Origin of the sequence: Streptomyces sp. Tu 3180 (assembly GCF_009852415.1) — a bacterium.
GTDB lineage: Bacteria > Actinomycetota > Actinomycetes > Streptomycetales > Streptomycetaceae > Streptomyces.
Genome location: NZ_WOXS01000002.1, coordinates 7,265,685 through 7,284,982 on the forward strand (window position 1 = coordinate 7,265,685; position 19,298 = coordinate 7,284,982).

Here is a 19,298-nt window from a genome sequence, read left to right on the forward strand (position 1 = left end):
GCTACGCCTTGAGCGGGTCGTGGCCGAGCGACATCAGACGGTGCCTGCGGGGGGTGTCCTCGGCCACGGGCTCGTTCTCCACGTCCGTCTGCGCGGTGACGGTGTCCACGACCTCCTCCATCACCCGCAGATCGTCCTCGGTGAGGTCGGTGCGCCGCTTCTGCAGGATGGAGAGGACGTGCTGCCCCATGTCGTCGCCCGTCCGGTCCGGCAGCGGCTCCGTCTCCTCGCCGGCGTCGCGCACCCGCAGCCAGGCCGCGAGTTCCGCCGAGGTCATGTTCACCACGCGGTGGAAGTCCGTCCACAGCGCTTCGATGTCGAGGGCGTCGCTCATGATGTGCCCCTTACGTGCGTCCGTGCTCCGGCCGGGCGCGGGCCCGCGGGGACGCGGACACCGGGCGCCGGCCCGTTCCGTGCGGCTGCGGCGGCGGTCAGGACTCGCCGGGGAAGTTCTCCGCCTCGAACATCCACCGCTGCTTCTCCAGCTCCGCGGTGATCGAGATCAGCAGGTCCTGGGTGACCAGGTCGGCCTTCTCGGTGGCGTCGATGCGCTCGCGCAGGCGTGTGATCGCCGCCCCGAGCGCCTCGGTCAGCACCCGCACGGCCTCCGCGTCGCGCAGCCAGCCCTCCTTCGGGGACGGCAGGGAGAAGGCCTTGGCGACGGTCTCCGGGCGGCCGTCCGGCGGGACGCCGAGCGCCGCGGCCCGCTCCGCCACCGTGTCGGCCTGGGCGCGCGCGGCCGAGACCACCTCGTCCAGCTGGAGGTGGATCGAGCGGAAGCGCGGACCCACGACGTTCCAGTGCGCCTGCTTCCCGATCAGTGACAGCCCGAGCAGGTCCACCAGGGTGTCCTGGAGGGCCTCGCAGGAGACCCGGCGGGCCTCGTCGGGCAGGGTGCTCCTCACAACGGTCATGGGGTGCTGATCCTCCTCGGTGCGTCGGTGGTCGTACGGAGGGGTGCCCTCGCCGAAGGGGAGGGACGAGCCGGAGTCCCCGCCCGCGCGGGCGGTGCTCCGCAACCACTCCGTGAACGCGCGAGTGCCCCGGCCCTCCGGGCACAAACCCGGCCCGACCAGCGGTCAGGGGCGTCTCAGCCTGCGAGAACGCCGTCCAGGAAGCGCGTCAGACCGTCGAACGCCGCGGCCCTGCACGTCTCGTGGAACACCTCGTGCCGGGCGCCGGGACGGATGCACTCGGTCAGCCGGCCGCCGCTCAGCCGCTCCACTCCGACGCGGCTGCCGGACAGCGGCACCAGGCGGTCGTCGTCGCCGTGCAGCCACAGCAGCGGGAGCGGGCCGACGTCGCCGCCCCGCGCGACGGTGTCCAGCGTCCGCGCGAACGCCTCCACCGTCGGCCGCTTCATCGGGCCGTGCCAGACCAGCGGATCCGCCGCGTACGCCGCGCCGACCGCGGGATCGCGGGAGAGCGCCGCCGGGCTGATCGGGGTGTCCGGGATCGTGTCGAGGGCCAGCAGCCGCCCCGGCAGCTCCCAGGTGCCGATCACGGGCGCCGACAGCACCAGCGCGGCCAGTGACGCGCCGTACCGCTGGGCGTAGCGGGCCGCGATCAGGCCGCCCATGGAGTGGCCGATCATGACGACCGGCAGGTCCGGGTGGGCGCCCCGCACGAGTCCGGCGGCGGAGTGGAGGTCGGTGACCACGTCCTCGAAGTCCTCGATCAGCACCCGTTCGCCCGCCGACCTGCCGTGCCCCAGGTGATCGGGGCCGGCCACCACGGCCCCGTGCGCGACGAGCACGCCGGCCAGTTCGGCGTGGCGGCCGACGTGCTCCCCGTAACCGTGCACCACGAGGGCGAGGTAGCGGGGATCGCCGCGGGACCACTCGCGTACCGTGATCGCGCCCCGGGTGCCGGTGAGGACGTGCTCGCGGGCGTCGGGCATGGAACCTCCGGGCGGGATCGGCGCGGTCCCCGGGATCTTCCCAGGGGACCGGCCGGCGGTCTATAGTCGGAAACTAGCGGTGCTAATTAAGTGAGCCGCCGGTCACGGCACAGTCCCCGGCATCCGGTCAGGAGTCCTCCTCGTGCGTCCCGTCCACTTCGCGGCCGCCCGCCGCACCCCCATCGGCAAACTGCGCGGCGCCCTCTCCCCGGTACGGCCCGACGACCTCGCCGCCGCCGTGATCCGGGGCCTGGTCGCCGACGTGCCCGCGCTGGACCCGGCCCGCGTGGACGACGTCTACTGGGGTGCCGCCAACCAGGCCGGCGAGGACAACCGCAACGTCGCCCGCATGGCCGCGCTGCTCGCCGGGCTCCCCGAGTCCGTCCCCGGCGCCACGGTCAACCGGCTGTGCGCCTCGGGACTGGAGGCCGTCACCGCCGCCGCCCGCACCATCGCGGCCGGTGAGGCCGACATCGTGATCGCGGGCGGCTCCGAGTCGATGAGCCGCGCCCCCTTCGTCCTGCCCCGCCCCGACGAGGCCCTCCCGCACCGCGTCGAGACCGCCGACACCCGGCTGGGCTGGCGGCTGGTCAACCCCGCGATGAAGGACCTCCACGGCCTGCTGTCCATGGGCGAGACGGCGGAGGAGGTCGCCGCCCGGTACGGCATCGCGCGCGAGCGCCAGGACGAGTTCGCCCTGCGCAGCCACCGACGGGCCGCCGACGCCCGCAAGAACGGCCACTTCGACGACGAACTCCTGCCGGTGAGCCGCCCGGACGGGGTGGTCGTCGACGCCGACGAATGCGTCCGCGAGGACACCTCGCTCGAGAAGCTGGCCCGGCTGAAGCCCGTCTTCCGTGAGGGCGGTTCCGTCACGGCGGGCAACGCCTCCCCGATGAACGACGGCGCGGCCGGACTGATCCTGGTCAGCGAGGAGGCCCTGAACGAGCTGGGGCTGGAGTCGCTCGGCCGCTACGTCGCCGGCGCCTCCGCGGGCGTCCACCCGGACGTCATGGGCATCGGCCCGGTCCCCGCCACGCGCAAGGTCCTCGCGCGCGCCGGCTGGAGCATCGGCGACCTCCGGGAGGCCGAGTTCAACGAGGCGTTCGCGGCCCAGGCCCTGGCCTGCGTGGACCAGCTCGGCATCGACCCCGACCTGGTCAACCCGAGCGGCGGCGCGATCGCCCTGGGCCACCCGCTGGGCTGCTCCGGCGCCCGCATCCTCACCACCCTGCTGCACCGCATGCGGCGCACCGGCGCGGAGCGCGGGCTGGCGACGATGTGCGTGGGTGTGGGGCAGGGGAGCGCGGTGCTGGTCGAGAGGCACTAGGCGCACGGGCTCCCGCCGGCGACGGGCGCCGCCGGCGGGACGGGCCGCACGGGTCCCGGGTGCCTGCGCATAGCATCGGTCCCCGCATGAACACCATGACCCTCTGGGACCTCAACGGCTGGCAATTCGCCGCGCTCGCCTTCGCGGCCCTGCTCGTCGGCTTCTCCAAGACCGCCGTCAGCGGGGCCAACACGGTCAGCCTCGCCGTCTTCGCCGCGGTGCTGCCCGCCCGCGCCTCCACCGGCGTCCTGCTGCCGATCCTGATCGCCGGTGACGTCCTCGCCGTCCTCACCTACCGCCGGCACGCCCACTGGCCGACGCTGTGGCGGCTGTTCCCGGCGGTCGCGGCGGGCGTCGTCGTCGGCACCGTGTTCCTGATGTGGGCGGACGACGGGATCGTGCGGACGTCGATCGGCGCGATCCTGCTGCTGATGGCCGCGGTGACGGTGTGGCGGCGGCGGAAGGCCGGGGCGGAGGAGGAACCGGACGCGGTCGCCACCCGTGCGGGCCGCGCCAAGGCCCGCGCGTACGGCGTCCTCGGCGGCTTCACCACCATGGTCGCCAACGCCGGCGGGCCGGTGATGTCGATGTACCTGCTCTCCGCGGGCTTCCGGAAGATGGGCTTCCTGGGGACCTCGGCCTTCTTCTTCCTGATCGTCAACACGTCCAAGCTGCCGTTCAGCGTCGGCCTGGGCCTGATCGACGCCGAGTCGCTGCTGCTCGACGCGGCCCTCGTGCTGTTCGTGGTGCCGGGGGCGCTCCTCGGCAAGTGGGCCGTGGACCGGATCAACCAGCGGCTCTTCGAGCACCTGGTCATCGCGGCGACGGTGGTGGGCGGCCTGCAACTGCTGGTGCGCTGAGCCGCGCGGCCGGCGGGGGCGGGGAGGTGGCCGGGAGGCCGGTCAGGAGGGCGGGGCCGGGGTAGCCGGCGCGGGCGGCGCGATCGACGGTCCGGCCGGTCCGTCGGCCCCGTCCGGTCCGTCCGACCGGTGCGGTCCGTGAGGGCCGGCCGGTCCGTGAGGGGCGACTGGTCCGTACGGGTTCGCCGGTGAGCCGTCCGGGTGGCGCAGCCGGCCGGGCGCGGCCGTGCGGCCGACGGTCGCCGCCAGCTTGCGCAGCCGCCGCCAGTCCAGTCGCTGCGGAGGCCTCCTGACGCCGGGCCGCCTGCGCGGGACGCGCACGCGGAGCACGCCCGGTGCGATCCGGCAGTGCACGGGCGCCGGCAGCACCATGGCCTCCCCGTCGACCCCGGCCTCGATCTGCGCGCGGTCCGCCTCGATGACGACCTCGCGGGCGGTCAGCAGGGTGAGTCCGCTCGGATCGGGGTTCAGCAGCAGCGCGGCGGCGTCGACGGCGCCCTCCAGCCGGACGCCGAGGACACCGAGCACGGCGGAGTCGAGCCGTTCGCGCCGGCCCAGGCCGAAGGGATCACCGGTGTGGTACGGGTTGTTGCTGACCAGCACGGCCTGCGGAGCGGTGAGCGTCGTGTCCCCCACGCGGGCGACCAGCCGGGGCCCCTGCTGACCGGTGAGCAGATCGGGCAGCATCTCCAGGCTGGTGCCGAGCTTGTCGTCGCGGTAGGCGGGGCTCTGCACGATCGCCGCGTACGCGCCGAAGGAGGCGTTGTTCACGAACGGCTGCTCACCCGCGAACCCGAGGTCGACGCGGAGCTCGACGCCGTCCGTCAGCGCGTCGAGGCAGGCGGCCGGGTCGCCGCGGTCGAGGCCGAGGTCCAGGGCGAAGTGGTTGCGCGTCCCGGCACTGATGACCAGGAACGGGATGTCGTGCTCGGCGGCCACGGCCGCGACCAGCGCCTGTGTGCCGTCGCCGCCCGCGGCGCCCAGCAGGTCCGCGCCGTCCGCGACGGCGGCCCGGGCCAGCTCGGTGACGTCGTGCCGCTCGTCCGGGTCGAGCAGCACGACCCGTGCCCCCAGGCGTTCCGCCTTCTCCCGCAGCCGGAACCGGCCCACCTTGCCGCCGCCCGACCGGGGATTCATGATCAGCACCGGCCGCCGGGGCGGCGGCAGCCGCCGCTCCCGCACCCGGGCCCGCTCGCTGCCCGTGCCCCGCAGCGCGAACCGGCCGCACCACACCGCCAGGACCCACAGGGCCAGCGACACCGGCAACGCCCAGAACAGGGTCGCGGCGAACAGGCCGAGCACGGCGGCGGGCACGCACACGGCGACCAGCGCGGCGCCCCACCGCAGCGGACCCCGCAGGGTCAGCGTCCACCACACGGCGGCCGCGCTGAGCCCCAGCCCGGCGATCCCGCAGACCAGCAGCAGCAGACCGCGCAGCCCGCCGTAGAGGAGGGGAGCCACCACCGCGAGCGCGGCGGCGGCCAGCGCCCCCCGCGCCGCCCACCGCTGGGCGCGGTAGCCCCGCCTGCTCAAGTCCACGGCCATGATTCCTCCAGTCGCCGGCGTCATCGTAGGACGTGTGCGCACGGGTGTGCGGCCGGATTCCGGGCGCCGGTCACCGGCGGACGGACAGGCGGACGGGCCGGTGCCGGGGAGGGCGTCCGGGCCTCGTACCCTCGGCGCCATGTCCCCGCACATCCTGGTCCTCGGCGGCACCACCGAGGCACGCGCACTGGCCACCGGGCTGACCGCCCGTCCCGGCATCCGGGTGACCACCTCGCTCGCCGGACGCGTGGCACGGCCGGGAGCCGTCGCGGGCGAGGTGCGCGTCGGCGGTTTCGGCGGCGCGGAGGGGCTGGCCCGCTGGCTGCGCGAGCAGCGCGTGGACGCCGTGGTCGACGCGACGCACCCCTTCGCGCGGACCATCACGGAGAACGCGGCACGGGCCGCGGCCGCGACCGGGCTGCCCCTGGCGGTCCTGCGCCGGCCGGGCTGGCGCCCGGGCCCGCGCGACGACTGGCATCCGGTCCCCTCGCAGGCCGCGGCGGCCGACCTGCTGCCCCGGCTCGGACACCGGGTCTTCCTCACCACCGGCCGCCTGGGCCTCGCGGCCTTCGCCCACCTGACGCACCTGCGCTTCCTCGTCCGGTCGGTGGAGCCGCCCGAGCCGCCCGTGCCGCCGCACGCGCGCGTCCTGCTGGCCCGGGGCCCCTTCACCGTGGCCGGCGAGACGGCGCTCCTGCGCGAGCACCGCATCGACGTGCTGGTGACGAAGGACAGCGGCGGAACGGCGACGTCCGCGAAACTCACCGCGGCCCGCGACCTCGGGCTGCCGGTCGTGGTCGTGCGGCGCCCGCCCCTCCCGGACGGGGTGATCGCGGTTCCCGGCGTCCCGGAGGCCCTGCACTGGCTGGACGCCCTCGGCCGGCCGTGACCGGCGGACCCGCGGCGACGGGCGGGACGGCCTCGCGCACGTCCGGCCCGCGCACCGCCTACCGCTCGGACGCCCTGCGCCGCAGCAGATACGTGTCCATGATCCAGCCCTTGCGCTCGCGGGCCTCCGCACGGAGCCGTTCGATTCGGGGCGCGGCCTCGGCGAGGGGGCCGGAGACGAGGATCTCGTCCGGGGTGCCGATGTAGGCACCCCAGTAGATGTCGATGTCCTCGCCGTCCTCGCCGTCCGCACCGTTCCCGTCGGCGTACTGCCGGAAGGTCTGGTGGGCGTCCAGCATCACCACCACGTCGTCCACGCCCTCGGGGAAGCCCTCGGCGAGCCGCCGGCCCGTGGTGATCTGGACCGGGCGGGCGACGCGGTTGAGTCCCGTCCGGTGCCGTGCGACCAGCGCCGAGACGCTGCTGATCCCCGGCACGACGTCGTACGCGAAGGCGACGGCGCCCCGCTCCAGCACCTCCTCGAGGATCGCGAGGGTGCTGTCGTACAGCGACGGGTCCCCCCACACCAGGAACGCGCCGGTCTCGTCCTCGCCGAGCTCCCCGGCGATCAGCCGCTCGTAGATGTCCGCGCGGGCGCTGCGCCAGTCCCCGACGGCGGGGGAGTAGGCCGCACCGCCGGCCGAGCGGTCCCGCTCCGGGTCGCGTGCCTCGACGACCCGGTACGTCCCCTCCGGCACGTGCGCGTCGAGCATGTCCCGGCGCAGCCGGGTGAGGTCCGCCTTCACCTCGCCCTTGTCGAGGAGGAAGAACACGTCCGTGTCCCGCAGCGCCTTGACCGCCTGAAGGGTCAGCTGGTCGGGGTCGCCCGCGCCGATACCGATGACATGAATCTTTCGCACGCCCCGAGTCTGCCGCACGGCACCGGCACCCCTCTCACCGCACCCCGGCCGGGGGCCCGTCCCCTACGCCGGCTTCCGCAGCCGGGGCGCCCGCGCCGCCGGGTCCACGGGCGCGCCGCCGCCCCGCTCGACCTCCGCGGCCAGCTCCCGGGCCCAGGCGACGACACCGGCGAGATCGATCCCGTGCGGACGCCGTTCGCCCCCGCCTCCCGCCGCCCATCCCTGGACCGCGCCGGCCCCGCGCCGCAGCAGCCGCGCCCCGCCCGTGACGTTCCCGCGCGCGGCGTGGGTGAGCCCCACGGCGAGCTGGGCCAGGCCCCGCCACAGCTCGCGCTCCTCCCGGGGCCCCGACTTCCAGGCGTCCTCGAACACCTCGTGCGCGTGGAACGGCTTGCCCTCGTCCAGCAGCCGCTGCGCCTCGGCGACGCTCTCCTCCGGCCGCCGGACGACCCCCTCGGGCTGCCGGGGCACCCCCTGCGCGCCGTACGGCAGGGGCCGCCCCAGCCCGTCCCGCGGCCGGGCGTTGCGCGCCCGCCCCTCGCCGTCACGGTCCCGCGCGACGGCCGTCCGGTCCGGGGATGTCCTGTCCGTGCTGTCCATACGCCGATTGTCCCGCGCCCGGCCCCGCTTCGGCGTGGGCGCGGTGTGGGGTAAAGTGCTGTTCGCGCGATCACGCGGGTCACCGCGGGGGAGCGCACCGGGACGTGGCGCAGCTTGGTAGCGCACTTGACTGGGGGTCAAGGGGTCGCAGGTTCAAATCCTGTCGTCCCGACGGTTCTCACCAGCGGATCCGCCGGAAACGGCGGGTCCGCTGGTTTCGTCCGCGCGACACGCGTCGGCGGTCCGGCGCAGGATCGTCTCCGCGTCGTCGGTGATCCGGCGCACGATCTCGGCCGCCGGGAGGACGTCGTGGACGAGTGCCGCGGACTGGCCGGTGAGCGGCAGGAACTCGTGCCCGCGCCCGGTGAGCACGGCCTCCACGACGCGGGGGCCGGCCTCGGCCGGCCGTACCCGCTCGGGGTGCGCCTCCACCTCCTCGAGGAAGGGCGTGCGCAGCGACCTGGGGGAGCCGTAGGCGCCGGGCCGGGAGAACGGCGGCATGAACCTGTCGCTGTGGGCCGACTTGATCGTGTCGCGTGCCTCGGCGGCGACGATCCGGGCCTTCCACTCCTCGGCGATGTCCATCTCCACCGACGCGAGCAGGCGCGTGCCGAGGACCACGCCCTGGGCGCCCAGGGCCAGCGCCGCCGCCAGCCCCCGTCCGTCCGCGACGCCGCCCGCGGCGACCACGGGGATCGTCCCCGCGACGTCCACGACCTGCGGAACCAGCACCATGGTGGCCACCTCGCCGCCCTGGCCCCCGGCCTCGCCGCCCTGGGCGACGACGACGTCCGCGCCCGCGCGCACGGCCTGCTCGGCCTGCCGGACGTCCATGACCTGCTGGATCCACAGGATGCCCGCGTCGTGGGCGCGTCCGATCAGGTCGCCGGGCACCCCGAGGTGGAAGGAGATCGCGGCCGGACGCTCGTCCAGCGTCGCCCGGAACGCCTCCTCGTCCAGGGGGCGGAGGGTGTGGTTGACGGCGAAGGGCCGGTCGGTCAGCTCCCGCATCCGGGCCCACTGGCGCCGCAGGTCGGCGACCGGGCGCACCGCCGTCCCCAGGCTGCCGAGGGCTCCGGCTCCGCACACGGCCGCGGCGAGGGCGACCTGTTCGTACGGTCCGTACGGCGCGCCGATGACGGGCACGTCGATACCGAGGACGTCGCAGAGCGGCGTGCGGAGCATGGCCGCCTCCTTCCGGCACCGCGGTCGGGCGGGGCCGCATGCCGGCCATCATCCTCCGGCGGCCGCGCCGGCGCACGGCGGGCCGGCGCGCCGCGCCCGTCCAGCCCGTGGGCCGCCGGGCGTCGGTTCGGGGGCGATCGGTCAGCCGGGGGCCCGGTCCGTCCGCGCGCCGGCGGGCGATCCCCGATTCCCTTCCGGCGCGCTTGACCTGAAGAGCACTTCAAGAGGAAGACTCTCGCTCCGATCCCCGACAACGGGGTGCGAACGGGAGGGAACCGTCATGAAGTACCGCACCATCGGCACCGATCCGCGGACCCGCCGCGAGGTGAGCGTGCTCGCGCTCGGCGCGATGCTCTTCGGGTCGGTGACCGACGAGAAGACCTCCTTCGCCATCCTCGACCGCTACGTCGAGGCCGGCGGGAACTTCGTCGACACGTCCGACAACTACGCCTTCTGGATCGACGGCGGCCAGGGCGGGCAGAGCGAGGAACTGCTCGGCCGCTGGCGGCGCAGCCGCGGCGTCGGCGACGAGATCACCGTCGCCACCAAGCTCGGCGCCCGTCCCCTCGCGCCCGGCACGAGCTACGTCGACAACCCGGAGGGCCTGTCGGCCGAGGTGATCCGGGAAGCGGCGGACCGCAGCCGCGAACTGCTCGGCATGGAACGGCTGCACCTGCTGTACGCGCACATCGACGACCACACCGTCCCCCAGCGCGAGACGGTCGAGGGCTTCGCGGCCCTGGTCGCCGAGGGGACCGTGGGGCTGCTCGGCGTGAGCAACCAGGCCGTGTGGCGGGTGGAGCGGGCCCGCGCCCTCGCGGCGGCGGCCGGGCTGCCCGGCTACGAGGTGCTCCAGTACCAGCACAGCTACCTGCGTCCCCGCACCGACGTGCCGGAGGGCCTCTTCCCCGACGGCAGCCTCGGTCACGCCGGCGCGGAAACGGCCTCCTACCTGCGGGCCGAGCCCGGGCTGACCCTGGTCGCCTACTCGCCGCTGCTCAAGGGCGCGTACGCCCGCCCCGACCGGCTGCCCCACGACTACGACCACCCGGGCACCCCGGCCCGGCTCGCGGTGCTGCACGAGGTCGCCCGGGAGACCGGGGCGACGGCCGGCCAGGTGGTGCTGGCCTGGCAGCTCGGCCACGAGCTGCCGATCGTCCCGCTGGTCGGGGCGTCCTCGGTGGCCCAGCTGGAGGAGAACCTGGCGGCGGTGGACCTGGAGCTGACGGCGGAGCAGCGGGCCCGGCTGGACGGGGCGCACTGAGACATCCGCGTCCGCCGGTGCGACCGTGGGAGGGGCAGCCGGACATCCGGAAGGGAGCGCCTCCCATGACCAGCCATCCCGCCGTCCCCCTCATGCGGACCACCCCCGAAGGCCTCCTGTGGGAGCCCAGCGAGCGCTGGGTGCGCGGCCGCAGGGGCGACGTCACCGTCGTCGACAGCCGGCACCCGGTCCTCGTCTGGGAGCCGCACCTGCCCGTCCCGCAGTACGCCTTCCCCCGCGCGGACGTGCGCACGGACCTCCTGCACCCCGCACAGAACCCGCCCCGGGGCGGGCACACGGGGCCGACGGTCTTCTACGACCTGGAGGCCGACGGCGAAACGCGCCCGAACGCGGCCTGGACGTTCCCCGCGGACGACCTGGCCGGCCACGTCGCCTTCGCGTGGTTCCCGCGCACCGGCACCGGACTCGACCACTGGTACGAGGAAGAGGAGGAGATCTTCGTCCACCCCCGCGATCCGCACAAACGGGTCGACGCGCTGCCGAGCAGCCGCCACGTCCGGGTCGAGATCGACGGCACGGTCGTCGCCGAGACCCGGGACCCGGTCCTGCTCTTCGAGACCTCCCTGCCGACCCGCTACTACATTCCGCGCCGGGACGTCCGCCTGGACCTCTTCGAGGCCACGGACCACAGCACCCGGTGCCCGTACAAGGGCACGGCCGGCCAGTACTGGTCCTGGCGCGGCGGGGCCGCCGTACCGCCGAACCTCGTGTGGAGCTATCCCGACCCCCTGCCCGCCGTGGCCGCGATCAAGGGGCGGCCGGCCTTCTTCAACGAGGTGGTCGACATCACCGTGGACGGTGAGCTGCTCCAGCGCCCGGTCACGCCCTTCAGCGCGGGCCTCAGGGTCTGACCAGCAACCGGAAGTCGAACGCGTACCGTGAGGCCCGGTAGAGGTGGGCGCCGTACTCCACCGGGCGGCCCGTGTCGTCGTAGGCCGTGCGCCGCATGGTGAGGAGGGCCGCGCCCTCCTCCTCGTCCAGGCGGGCGGCCTCCTGCGCGGTGGCCGAGCGGGCGCCGACCGTCTGGCGCGCGCTGTGCAGGGTGACGCCCGCCGAACGCAGCATGCGGTACAGGCCGGTCGACTCCAGCCGGGCGCCGTCCAGGTCCAGCAGGCCCGGCGGGAGGTGGTTGCGCAGCAGGGCCACCGGCTGGCCGTGGGTGCGGCGCAGGCGTTCCAGGACGATCACCTCGCCGCCCTCGGCCAGGCCCAGGGCGGCCGCCACGTCGGCGGAGGCCGGGACGGTCTCGTTGCGGATCACCTGGGTGCTCGGTCCCTGGCCGGCCGCCTCCAGGTCGTCGTAGAGGCTGCTCAGTTCCAGGGGGCGCCTGACCTGGCTGTGCACCACCTGGGTGCCCACCCCGCGCCGCCGGACCAGGAGCCCCTTGTCGACGAGGGACCGGATGGCCTGGCGGACCGTGGGGCGGGACAGACCGAGGCGCACGGAGAGGTCGACCTCGTTGCCCAGGAGGTCGCCCGGGGCGAGGACGCCCTGCTCGATCGCCGCCTCCAGCTGCTGGGCGAGCTGGTGGTACAGCGGTACCGGACTGCCCCGGTCCAGGGCGAGGTCCAGTGAACGGTGCGCGGGTCCGGTCACGGCGCGTGCGGGGCCACCGGTCTTCGCCATGGACGTACCTCCCTGACGTGGGGGCGGGCGGGGCGGGAGCCGCGGGGGCGCGGGGCCTTCCGCGGGAGGAGGTGCCTACAGGTGGCGACGGCGTCCGGCGACCCGGGATTCGTACCGTTCCCGGGCCGCCACGGCGGCCTCGCGGGACGCCACCTCGGCCACCGGCACGTCCCACCAGGCCTCGGCCGGGGGAGCGGTGGGGGTCGGGTCGGTCTCGACGTGGACGCACGTCGGACGGTCGGAGGCCCGGGCCTTCGCGAGCGCGTCGCGCAGTTCCCGCACGGTCTTGGCGCGCAGCACGTCCATGCCGAGGCTGGCCGCGTTGGCGGCCAGGTCGACGGGCAGCGGGGCACCGGTGAAGGTGCCGTCGTCGGCCCGGTGGCGGTAGGCGGTGCCGAAGCGTTCGCCGCCGGTCTCCTCGGAGAGGCCGCCGATGGAGGCGTAGCCGTGGTTCTGGATCAGCACCACCTTGACGGGCAGGCGCTCCTGCACCGCCGTGACGAGCTCCGTCGGCATCATCAGGTAGGTGCCGTCGCCGACGAGGGCCCACACCGGAGTGCCGGGTGCCGCCTGCTGGACCCCCAGGGCGGCCGGGATCTCGTACCCCATGCAGGAGTAGCCGTACTCCAGGTGGTACTGGCGCGGGCTGCGCGCGCGCCACAGCTTGTGCAGGTCGCCGGGGAGCGAGCCGGCCGCGTTGATCACCACGTCCTCGTCGCCCACGACCGCGTCGAGCGCGCCGAGGACCTGGGTCTGGGTCGGCACGGCCGCGTCGTCCCCGGCCCGGTAGGCGGTCTCGACGACCTGCTCCCAGCGCTCCTTGCCGGCGCGGTACTCCGCCTCGTACGACGGCTCCACGCGGTGGCCGGCCAGCGCCTCGGCCAGCTTCTCGAGCCCCGTGCGCGCGTCGCACACCAGGGTGCGCGCCGCCAGCTTGTGCGCGTCGAAGCCGGTGATGTTGAGGTTGACGAAGCGGACGTCCGGGTTCTGGAAGAGGGTGCCGGAGGCGGTGGTGAAGTCGGTGTAGCGGGTGCCGACGCCGATCACCAGGTCGGCGGTGCGGGCGAGCGCGTCGCTCACCGCCGTGCCGGTGTGGCCGATGCCGCCGAGGTCGGCCGGGTGGTCGTGGCGCAGGGAGCCCTTGCCGGCCTGGGTGGAGGCGACCGGGATGCCGGTGGCGTCCACGAACGCCCTCAGGGCCTCCTCGGCCTCGCCGTGGTGGACGCCGCCGCCCGCGACGATCAGCGGGCGCCGCGCGGCCCGCACGGCCTGCGCGGCCGCCGCCAGCTCCACCGGGTCCGGGGCGGGGCGGCGCACGTACCAGACGCGTTCGGCGAAGAACTCCTCCGGCCAGTCGTACGCCTCCGCCTGCACGTCCTGCGGCAGCGCGAGGGTGACGGCGCCGGTCTCGGCCGGGTCGGCGAGCACCCGCATCGCGTTCAGCGCGGAGGGGATCAGCGCCTCCGGGCGGGTGACGCGGTCGAAGTACCGCGACACCGGGCGGAGCGTGTCGTTGACCGACACGTCGGCCGCGACCGGGTGCTCCAGCTGCTGGAGCAGCGGGTCGGCGGCGCGCGAGGCGAAGTAGTCGCCGGGCAGCAGCAGCACCGGCAGCCGGTTGATCGTGGCGAGGGCGGCGCCGGTGACCAGGTTGGTCGCGCCGGGGCCGATGGAGGTGGTGACCGCCTGCGCCGAGAGGCGGTTGAGCTGGCGGGCGTGGCCGACGGCGGCGTGCACCATCGACTGCTCGTTGCGGCCCTGGTGGTACGGCATGACGTCGGCGTACTCGACGAGCGCCTGCCCGACGCCCGCCACGTTGCCGTGGCCGAAGATGCCCCAGGTGCCCGCGATCAGCCGGCGCCGTACGCCGTCGCGTTCGGTGTACTGGGCGGACAGGAACCGCACCAGCGCCTGGGCGGTCGTCAGTCGGCGGGTGGTGGCGCTCATGCGGACCTCTCGGGGGCGGTGTAGAGGGGGAGTCGGGGGTCGACCGGCTGGTCCGGCCAGGTGCCGCGGATCCAGGCGTGGTCGGGGTGGTCGCAGATCAGCCAGGCGCGCTCGGCCCCGGGGCCCGCCATGACGTTGAGGTAGTACATGTGGTGGCCCGGCACGGCCATGGAGGGCCCGTGCCAGCCGTCCGGGATGAGGACGACGTCGCCGTCGCGCACCTCGGCCAGCACGTCCGTGTCGCGGCCCGGACCGGAGGGGGAGACCCGTTGGTAGCCGAGGCCGGGGGTGCCGTCGTGGCCGGCGAACTCGAAGTAGTAGATCTCCTCCAGCACGGACTCCTCGCCCGGCCGGTGCTCGTCGTGCTTGTGCGGCGGGAAGGACGACCAGTTGCCGCCCGGGGTGACGACCTCGACCGCGATCAGCTTGTCGCACTCGAAGACCCCCGCCGCACCGAAGTTGTTGACCTGGCGGGAGCAGCTGCCGGTGCCGCGCAGCTCCACCGGGACGTCGGCGGCCGGTCCGTAGCGGGCGGGCAGCCGGCGGGTGCAGCGGGCCCCGGTGAGCGCGAACCGCCCGCCGCCGGCCGAGGTCACCGTGGCACGGGCGTCGCGCGGGACGTAGGCGAAGTCGCTGACGCCGTCGAACACCCCGGTGCGGCCGGTGAGTTCGAAGGTGTCGTGGCCGAAGTCGTCCACGGCGGCGACCGTGCAGCCGCCGCTCAGCGGGAGCACGATCCACTCGCTGTCACCGGTGTCGAAGGTGTGCGTGCCGCCCGGCGGCAGCTCCAGCACGCGCAGGGCGGAGTACCCCCATCCGGCCGTTTCCGGGGTCACGTCGACGAGGTAGGGGCCGGCGAGGGCCTTGCCGGCGGGAAGGTGGTGCGTCATGCCATGCCTCCGTCTCGGAGCGGGCGTCTCGGAACAGCGTGTCGCAACGGGCGTCCCGGGACGACGTCCCGGGACCGGTGTCTCACAGCAGGCCGACGGCCGTGTCCACCGCCGTCTCCACCGTGCCCTCGGCCGGGTAGAGCAGCGACCGGCCGACGACCATGCCCTGCACGGAGGGCAGTCGCAGCGCCTTGCCCCACCGCGCGTAGGCCGCCTCCTGGTCGCCGACCTCGCCGCCGAGCAGCACGACGGGCAGCGTGGAGGCCTGCAGCACCTCCGCCATGTCGTCGGCGTCGTCGGTGACCGGGAGCTTCAGCCAGGTGTAGGCGGAGGTGCCGCCCAGGCCGGACGCGATGGCGATGGAGCGGGTGACGGCCTCGGCGGACAGGTCGTTGCGGACCCGGCCGTCGATCCGGCGGGAGATGAACGGCTCCACGAACACCGGCAGCCGGCGCGCGGCCATGGCGTCGACGGCGCGGGCGGTGGACTCCAGGGTGGTCAGGGAGCCCGGGTCGTCGTAGTCGATGCGCACGAGGAGCTTGCCGGCGTCGAAGCCCAGGCGTTCGATGTCCTCGGGGCGGTGGCCGGTGAAGCGGTCGTCCATCTCGAAGGCCGCGCCGGCCAGGCCGCCGCGGTTCATCGAGCCCATGACGACCTTGTTCTCCAGCGCCCCGAGCAGCAGCAGGTCCTCCAGGACGTCGGCGGTGGCCAGTACTCCGTCGACGCCGGGCCGGGACAGCGCGATGCAGAGACGTTCCAGCAGGTCGGCGCGGTTGGCCATGGCCAGCCGCCGGTCGCCGATGCCGAGCGCACCCCGGGCCGGGTGGTCGGCGGCCACGATCATCAGCCGGCCGCTGTCGCCGATCAGCGGGCGGCGCGCCCGGCGGGCGGCCGCCTCGGCGACGGCCTCGGGACGGCGGGCTCGGACCGCGGTGAGGTCGGGGATGCTGAGGTTCAAGGAAGGGCTCCGTTCAGGACTGGCTCGGCCGGCTCGCGTCGCCCGGCGACGCGGCCCGCGCGAGGAGGTCCGCGACCTCCGGCTCGGTCGGCATGGCGGACGAGCAGGCGAGGCGCGAGGCGACCAGGGCGCCGGCCGCGTTGGCGTGGCGCATGGTCCGCTCCAGGTCCCAGCCGGAGAGCAGACCGTGGCAGAGCGAGCCGCCGAAGGCGTCGCCCGCGCCGAGGCCGTTGACCACCTCGACCGGCACCGGCTCCACCTCGGCGCGGGTGCCGTCGCGGTGCACGGCGAGCACGCCCTTCGGGCCCTGCTTGACGACGGCCAGCTCCACGCCCGCCGCCAGCAGTGCCTCGGCGCACGCCTCGGGCTCGCGCACCCCGGTGGCGACCTCGCACTCGTCGAGGTTGCCGACCGCGACCGTGGCGTGCCGCAGGGCCTCGCGGTAGTACGGGCGGGCCTGGTCCGGGTCCCGCCAGAACACCGGGCGCCAGTCGAGGTCGAAGACGGTGGTGCCGGCCTTGTCCCGGGCCCGGAGGGCGGTGAGGGTGGAGGTGCGGCTCGGCTCCTCGCTCAGGCCGGTGCCGGTGACCCAGAAGACGCCGGCCGCGCGGACGGCGGACAGGTCCAGCTCGTCGGGGTGGATCTCCAGGTCGGGGGCCTTGGGCCGGCGGTAGAAGTACAGCGGGAAGTCGTCCGGCGGGAAGATCTCGCAGAACGTGATCGGGGTGGGGTACGCCGCGACCGGCGTGACCCAGCGGTCGTCGACGCCGAAGTCCCCCAGCGCCTCGTGCAGATAGGCGCCGAAGGGGTCGTCCCCGGTGCGGGTGATCACCGCCGCGGAGCGGCCCAGGCGGGCGGCGGCGACCGCGACGTTCGCGGCGGAACCGCCCAGGAACTTCCCGAACGTCTCCACCCACGCCAGCGGTACGCCGGTCTGCAGCGGGTAAAGATCGACCCCGATGCGCCCCATGGTGATCAGGTCGAAATACTGTGGTGAGTCGGCCATTGAGCGACGCTCCTCGAGCTGCTGGGGATGCGGCTCCCGGGACGCCCTGCCACGGTGAGGGCGTGGACCCCGGGGACCTGCCGCCCCTCAGGTGTAGGTCTCGGAGGGCGGCGATGTCAATAGTTTGTACTTACATTCGGACGAGCTTGTGAAATGATGTCTTAACAAAGTATTGACAGCGGGCGCAACAGGGGATTGGATCCCGTCCCAGCACGACAGCCGTGTTCCACGGCGCACCCCGGACTCCCGAGGCTCCGGGCAACCGGATCCTCGGACTCCCGCCCTTTCCCCGCGTAGCACAGTGAGGTGCAGGAACGATGGACCGCTCTTCTCACCCCCGCTCCCGCAGAATCGCGCCGTTCGTCGCGGTCGCGGCGGCAGCCGCCCTGACCCTCGCCGGCTGCTCCAGCGGTTCCGGCGGCAAGAAGGCCGAGGAGGGCGGAGCCGACGCCTCCGCGGGCAAGGCGAACACGCCCCGCATGAAGGTCGCCCTGGTCACCCACCAGGCGCCCGGCGACACCTTCTGGGACATCGTCCGCAAGGGCGCCGAGGCCGCGGCGGCCAAGGACAACATCGAGCTCGTCTACTCCTCCGACCCGAACGCGGGCACCCAGGCCAACCTGGTGCAGAACGCGATCGACCAGAAGGTCGACGGCATCGCGGTCACCCTCGCCAAGCCGGACGCGCTCAAGGACGTCATCGGCAAGGCGGAGGCGGCCGGCATACCCGTCGTCGGCCTCAACTCCGGTCTGAGTGACTGGAAGGACCTCGGCCTGCTGGAGTTCTTCGGCCAGGACGAGTCGGTGGCGGGCGAGGCGTTCGGCAAGAAGCTGAACGAGGTCGGCGCCAAGAACGCCGTCTGCGTCATCCACGAGCAGGGCAACGTCGGTCTGACCCAGCGGTGCGACGGGGTGAAGAAGACCTTCGAGGGCAGGACCCAGATCCTCAACGTCAACGGCACCGACATGCCGTCGGTGAAGTCGACCATCACCGCCAAGCTGAAGCAGGACTCCTCCATCGACTACGTCGTCACCCTCGGCGCCCCCTTCGCGCCGACCGCGGTGCAGTCGACGGGCGACGCGGGCAGCGAGGCGAAGGTCGCCACCTTCGACCTCAACAAGGAGCTGACCAAGGCGATCGAGGCCGGCGACATCCAGTTCGCCGTGGACCAGCAGCCCTACCTCCAGGGCTACCTCGCCGTCGACGGCCTGTGGCTCTACGAGAACAACGGCAACTACAGCGGCGGCGGTGAGCAGCCGGTGCTGACCGGCCCGGCGTTCGTCGACAAGTCCAACGTCGACGCGGTCTCCGAGTACGCCGCGAAGGGCACTCGGTGATGAGCATGACCCGACAGGCTGAGCCGGCGGTGGACACACCGCCGGCCCCCGGCCCGAAGCAGACCGACGGCCGCACCGTGCGGCGCTCGCCGGCGCTGCGCCTGCTCGCCCGGCCCGAGGTCGGCGTGTTCCTCGGCGCCGTGGCCGTCCTGGTGTTCTTCCTGTTCGCCGCCCCGCCGGTGCGGGACGGCAGCTCGATGGCGAACATCCTGTACCAGTCCTCGACCATCGGGATCATGGCGCTGCCCGTGGCCCTGCTGATGATCGGCGGCGAGTTCGACCTCTCGGCCGGCGTCGCCGTCGTGGCCTCGGCGCTGACCGCGAGCATGCTCAGCTACCAGCTCACCCTGAACGTGTGGATGGGTGTGATCGTCGCGCTCGTGGTGTCCCTCGCCGTCGGCGCGTTCAACGGCTGGATGCTGGTCAGGACGGGGCTGCCGAGCTTCCTGGTCACCCTCGGCACCTTCCTGATCCTGCAGGGCGTCAACCTCGCGGTGACGAAGCTGGTCACCGGCAACGTCGCCACCGACGACATCAGTGACATGGACGGCTTCGGCCAGGCCAAGGCGCTCTTCGCCTCCAGCTTCGACGTCGGCGGCGTCCAGGTGAAGATCACCGTCGTGTGGTGGCTCGTCTTCGCCGCCCTGGCCACCTGGGTCCTGCTGCGCACCAGGTACGGCAACTGGATCTTCGCGGTCGGCGGCAACAAGGAGAGCGCCCGCGCGGTCGGCGTCCCCGTCACCTTCACCAAGATCTCGCTGTTCATGCTGGTCGGCTTCGGCGCCTGGTTCGTCGGCATGCACAACCTGTTCTCCTTCAACACCGTGCAGTCCGGCGAGGGCGTGGGCCAGGAGCTCATCTACATCGCGGCGGCGGTCATCGGCGGCTGCCTGCTCACCGGCGGCTACGGCTCCGCGATCGGCCCGGTCTTCGGCGCCTTCATGTTCGGCATGGTGCAGCAGGGCATCGTCTACGCCGGCTGGGACCCCGACTGGTTCAAGGCCTTCCTCGGCGTGATGCTGCTCGGCGCCGTCCTCATCAATCTGTGGGTCCAGCGCACGGCGACCCGGAGGTGACCGCA

At 74.1% G+C, this 19,298-nt stretch carries 19 protein-coding genes and 1 tRNA gene; 8 read left to right on the top strand and 12 right to left on the bottom strand.

Annotation, left to right across the window (positions count from 1 at the left end; translation table 11 throughout):
• Position 1 precedes the first annotated feature (1 nt).
• The 3 genes from GL259_RS33110 to GL259_RS33120 all read right to left on the bottom strand — a co-directional run bounded on the left by GL259_RS33110 (position 2) and on the right by GL259_RS33120 (position 1,900).
• A complete protein-coding gene (locus GL259_RS33110; protein WP_159536944.1) occupies positions 2–334 on the bottom strand; it encodes a DUF3140 domain-containing protein in 333 nt (110 codons plus the stop codon).
• Positions 335–431: 97 nt separating this feature from the next.
• Positions 432–914, bottom strand: a complete 483-nt coding sequence (locus GL259_RS33115) for a DNA starvation/stationary phase protection protein (RefSeq protein ID WP_159536945.1) — start codon at positions 912–914, stop codon at positions 432–434.
• Positions 915–1,090: 176 nt separating this feature from the next.
• Positions 1,091–1,900, bottom strand: coding sequence for an alpha/beta hydrolase (locus GL259_RS33120; RefSeq protein ID WP_159536946.1), 810 nt, complete (start codon positions 1,898–1,900; stop codon positions 1,091–1,093).
• A gap of 142 nt (positions 1,901–2,042) precedes the next feature.
• Between GL259_RS33120 and GL259_RS33125 the strand changes: the two genes are divergently transcribed.
• Positions 2,043–3,230: a thiolase family protein gene (locus GL259_RS33125; RefSeq protein WP_159536947.1), complete on the top strand. Its 1,188-nt coding sequence runs from the start codon at positions 2,043–2,045 to the stop codon at positions 3,228–3,230.
• 86 nt (positions 3,231–3,316) lie between these two features.
• Positions 3,317–4,090, top strand: coding sequence for a sulfite exporter TauE/SafE family protein (locus tag GL259_RS33130; RefSeq protein WP_159536948.1), 774 nt, complete (start codon positions 3,317–3,319; stop codon positions 4,088–4,090).
• A 42-nt stretch (positions 4,091–4,132) separates the two neighbouring features.
• Here GL259_RS33130 and GL259_RS33135 read toward each other — a convergent pair whose 3' ends face one another.
• A complete protein-coding gene (locus GL259_RS33135; protein WP_243762458.1) occupies positions 4,133–5,635 on the bottom strand; it encodes a diacylglycerol kinase family protein in 1,503 nt (500 codons plus the stop codon).
• Between the two features lie 139 nt (positions 5,636–5,774).
• Here GL259_RS33135 and GL259_RS33140 point away from each other — a divergent pair, with 139 nt between their 5' ends.
• Positions 5,775–6,524: a cobalt-precorrin-6A reductase gene (locus GL259_RS33140; RefSeq protein WP_159536949.1), complete on the top strand. Its 750-nt coding sequence runs from the start codon at positions 5,775–5,777 to the stop codon at positions 6,522–6,524.
• Between the two features lie 58 nt (positions 6,525–6,582).
• Here the strand turns inward: GL259_RS33140 and cobF are convergent, their stop codons facing one another.
• Together cobF and GL259_RS33150 are read right to left on the bottom strand one after the other, a co-directional pair.
• Positions 6,583–7,383, bottom strand: a complete 801-nt coding sequence (gene cobF, locus GL259_RS33145; protein ID WP_159536950.1) for a precorrin-6A synthase (deacetylating) — start codon at positions 7,381–7,383, stop codon at positions 6,583–6,585.
• Positions 7,384–7,446: 63 nt separating this feature from the next.
• Complete coding sequence (locus tag GL259_RS33150) at positions 7,447–7,983, bottom strand: DUF309 domain-containing protein (protein WP_159536951.1); 537 nt, start codon at positions 7,981–7,983, stop codon at positions 7,447–7,449.
• 98 nt (positions 7,984–8,081) lie between these two features.
• Here GL259_RS33150 and GL259_RS33155 point away from each other — a divergent pair.
• A tRNA-Pro gene (locus tag GL259_RS33155) sits at positions 8,082–8,155 on the top strand.
• On the opposite strand, the gene GL259_RS33160 is transcribed toward GL259_RS33155, so the two are convergent.
• On the bottom strand, positions 8,137–9,168 hold the full coding sequence (locus tag GL259_RS33160; protein WP_159536952.1) for a nitronate monooxygenase: 1,032 nt from the start codon (positions 9,166–9,168) through the stop codon (positions 8,137–8,139). The two genes, GL259_RS33155 and GL259_RS33160, sit on opposite strands and share 19 nt — an antisense overlap.
• Positions 9,169–9,448: 280 nt before the next feature.
• On the opposite strand from GL259_RS33160, the gene GL259_RS33165 reads away from it, so the two are divergent.
• Complete coding sequence (locus GL259_RS33165; RefSeq protein WP_159536953.1) at positions 9,449–10,432, top strand: aldo/keto reductase; 984 nt, start codon at positions 9,449–9,451, stop codon at positions 10,430–10,432.
• A 65-nt stretch (positions 10,433–10,497) separates the two neighbouring features.
• Positions 10,498–11,304 carry a DUF427 domain-containing protein gene (locus GL259_RS33170; RefSeq protein WP_159536954.1) on the top strand — a complete coding sequence of 269 codons (807 nt, stop codon included), beginning with the start codon at positions 10,498–10,500 and terminating at the stop codon, positions 11,302–11,304.
• Here GL259_RS33170 and GL259_RS33175 read toward each other — a convergent pair.
• From GL259_RS33175 to iolC, 5 genes are all read right to left on the bottom strand, one after another.
• The gene (locus GL259_RS33175) at positions 11,294–12,079 is read right to left on the bottom strand and encodes a GntR family transcriptional regulator (protein ID WP_159536955.1); all 786 of its coding nucleotides are present in this window, start codon (positions 12,077–12,079) and stop codon (positions 11,294–11,296) included. The two genes, GL259_RS33170 and GL259_RS33175, sit on opposite strands and share 11 nt — an antisense overlap.
• Before the next feature lie 75 nt (positions 12,080–12,154).
• Positions 12,155–14,026 (bottom strand): 3D-(3,5/4)-trihydroxycyclohexane-1,2-dione acylhydrolase (decyclizing), encoded by a 1,872-nt coding sequence (iolD, locus tag GL259_RS33180; RefSeq protein ID WP_159536956.1) that lies wholly within the window; start codon positions 14,024–14,026, stop codon positions 12,155–12,157.
• Positions 14,023–14,916, bottom strand: a complete 894-nt coding sequence (gene iolB, locus GL259_RS33185) for a 5-deoxy-glucuronate isomerase (RefSeq protein ID WP_159536957.1) — start codon at positions 14,914–14,916, stop codon at positions 14,023–14,025. The genes iolD and iolB overlap by 4 nt, the downstream gene beginning before the upstream one ends.
• 82 nt (positions 14,917–14,998) lie before the next feature.
• Positions 14,999–15,874 carry a deoxyribose-phosphate aldolase gene (locus GL259_RS33190; protein ID WP_159536958.1) on the bottom strand — a complete coding sequence of 292 codons (876 nt, stop codon included), beginning with the start codon at positions 15,872–15,874 and terminating at the stop codon, positions 14,999–15,001.
• Between the two features lie 13 nt (positions 15,875–15,887).
• Positions 15,888–16,880, bottom strand: a complete 993-nt coding sequence (iolC, locus tag GL259_RS33195; protein ID WP_159536959.1) for a 5-dehydro-2-deoxygluconokinase — start codon at positions 16,878–16,880, stop codon at positions 15,888–15,890.
• A gap of 317 nt (positions 16,881–17,197) precedes the next feature.
• Between iolC and GL259_RS33200 the strand changes: the two genes are divergently transcribed.
• Entirely contained in the window at positions 17,198–18,217 is a 1,020-nt protein-coding gene (locus GL259_RS33200) for a sugar ABC transporter substrate-binding protein (RefSeq protein WP_159536960.1), read from the top strand.
• Positions 18,217–19,293, top strand: coding sequence for an ABC transporter permease (locus GL259_RS33205; RefSeq protein ID WP_166461590.1), 1,077 nt, complete (start codon positions 18,217–18,219; stop codon positions 19,291–19,293). Before GL259_RS33200 ends, GL259_RS33205 begins: the two co-directional genes overlap by 1 nt.
• Positions 19,294–19,298: the final 5 nt, after the last annotated feature.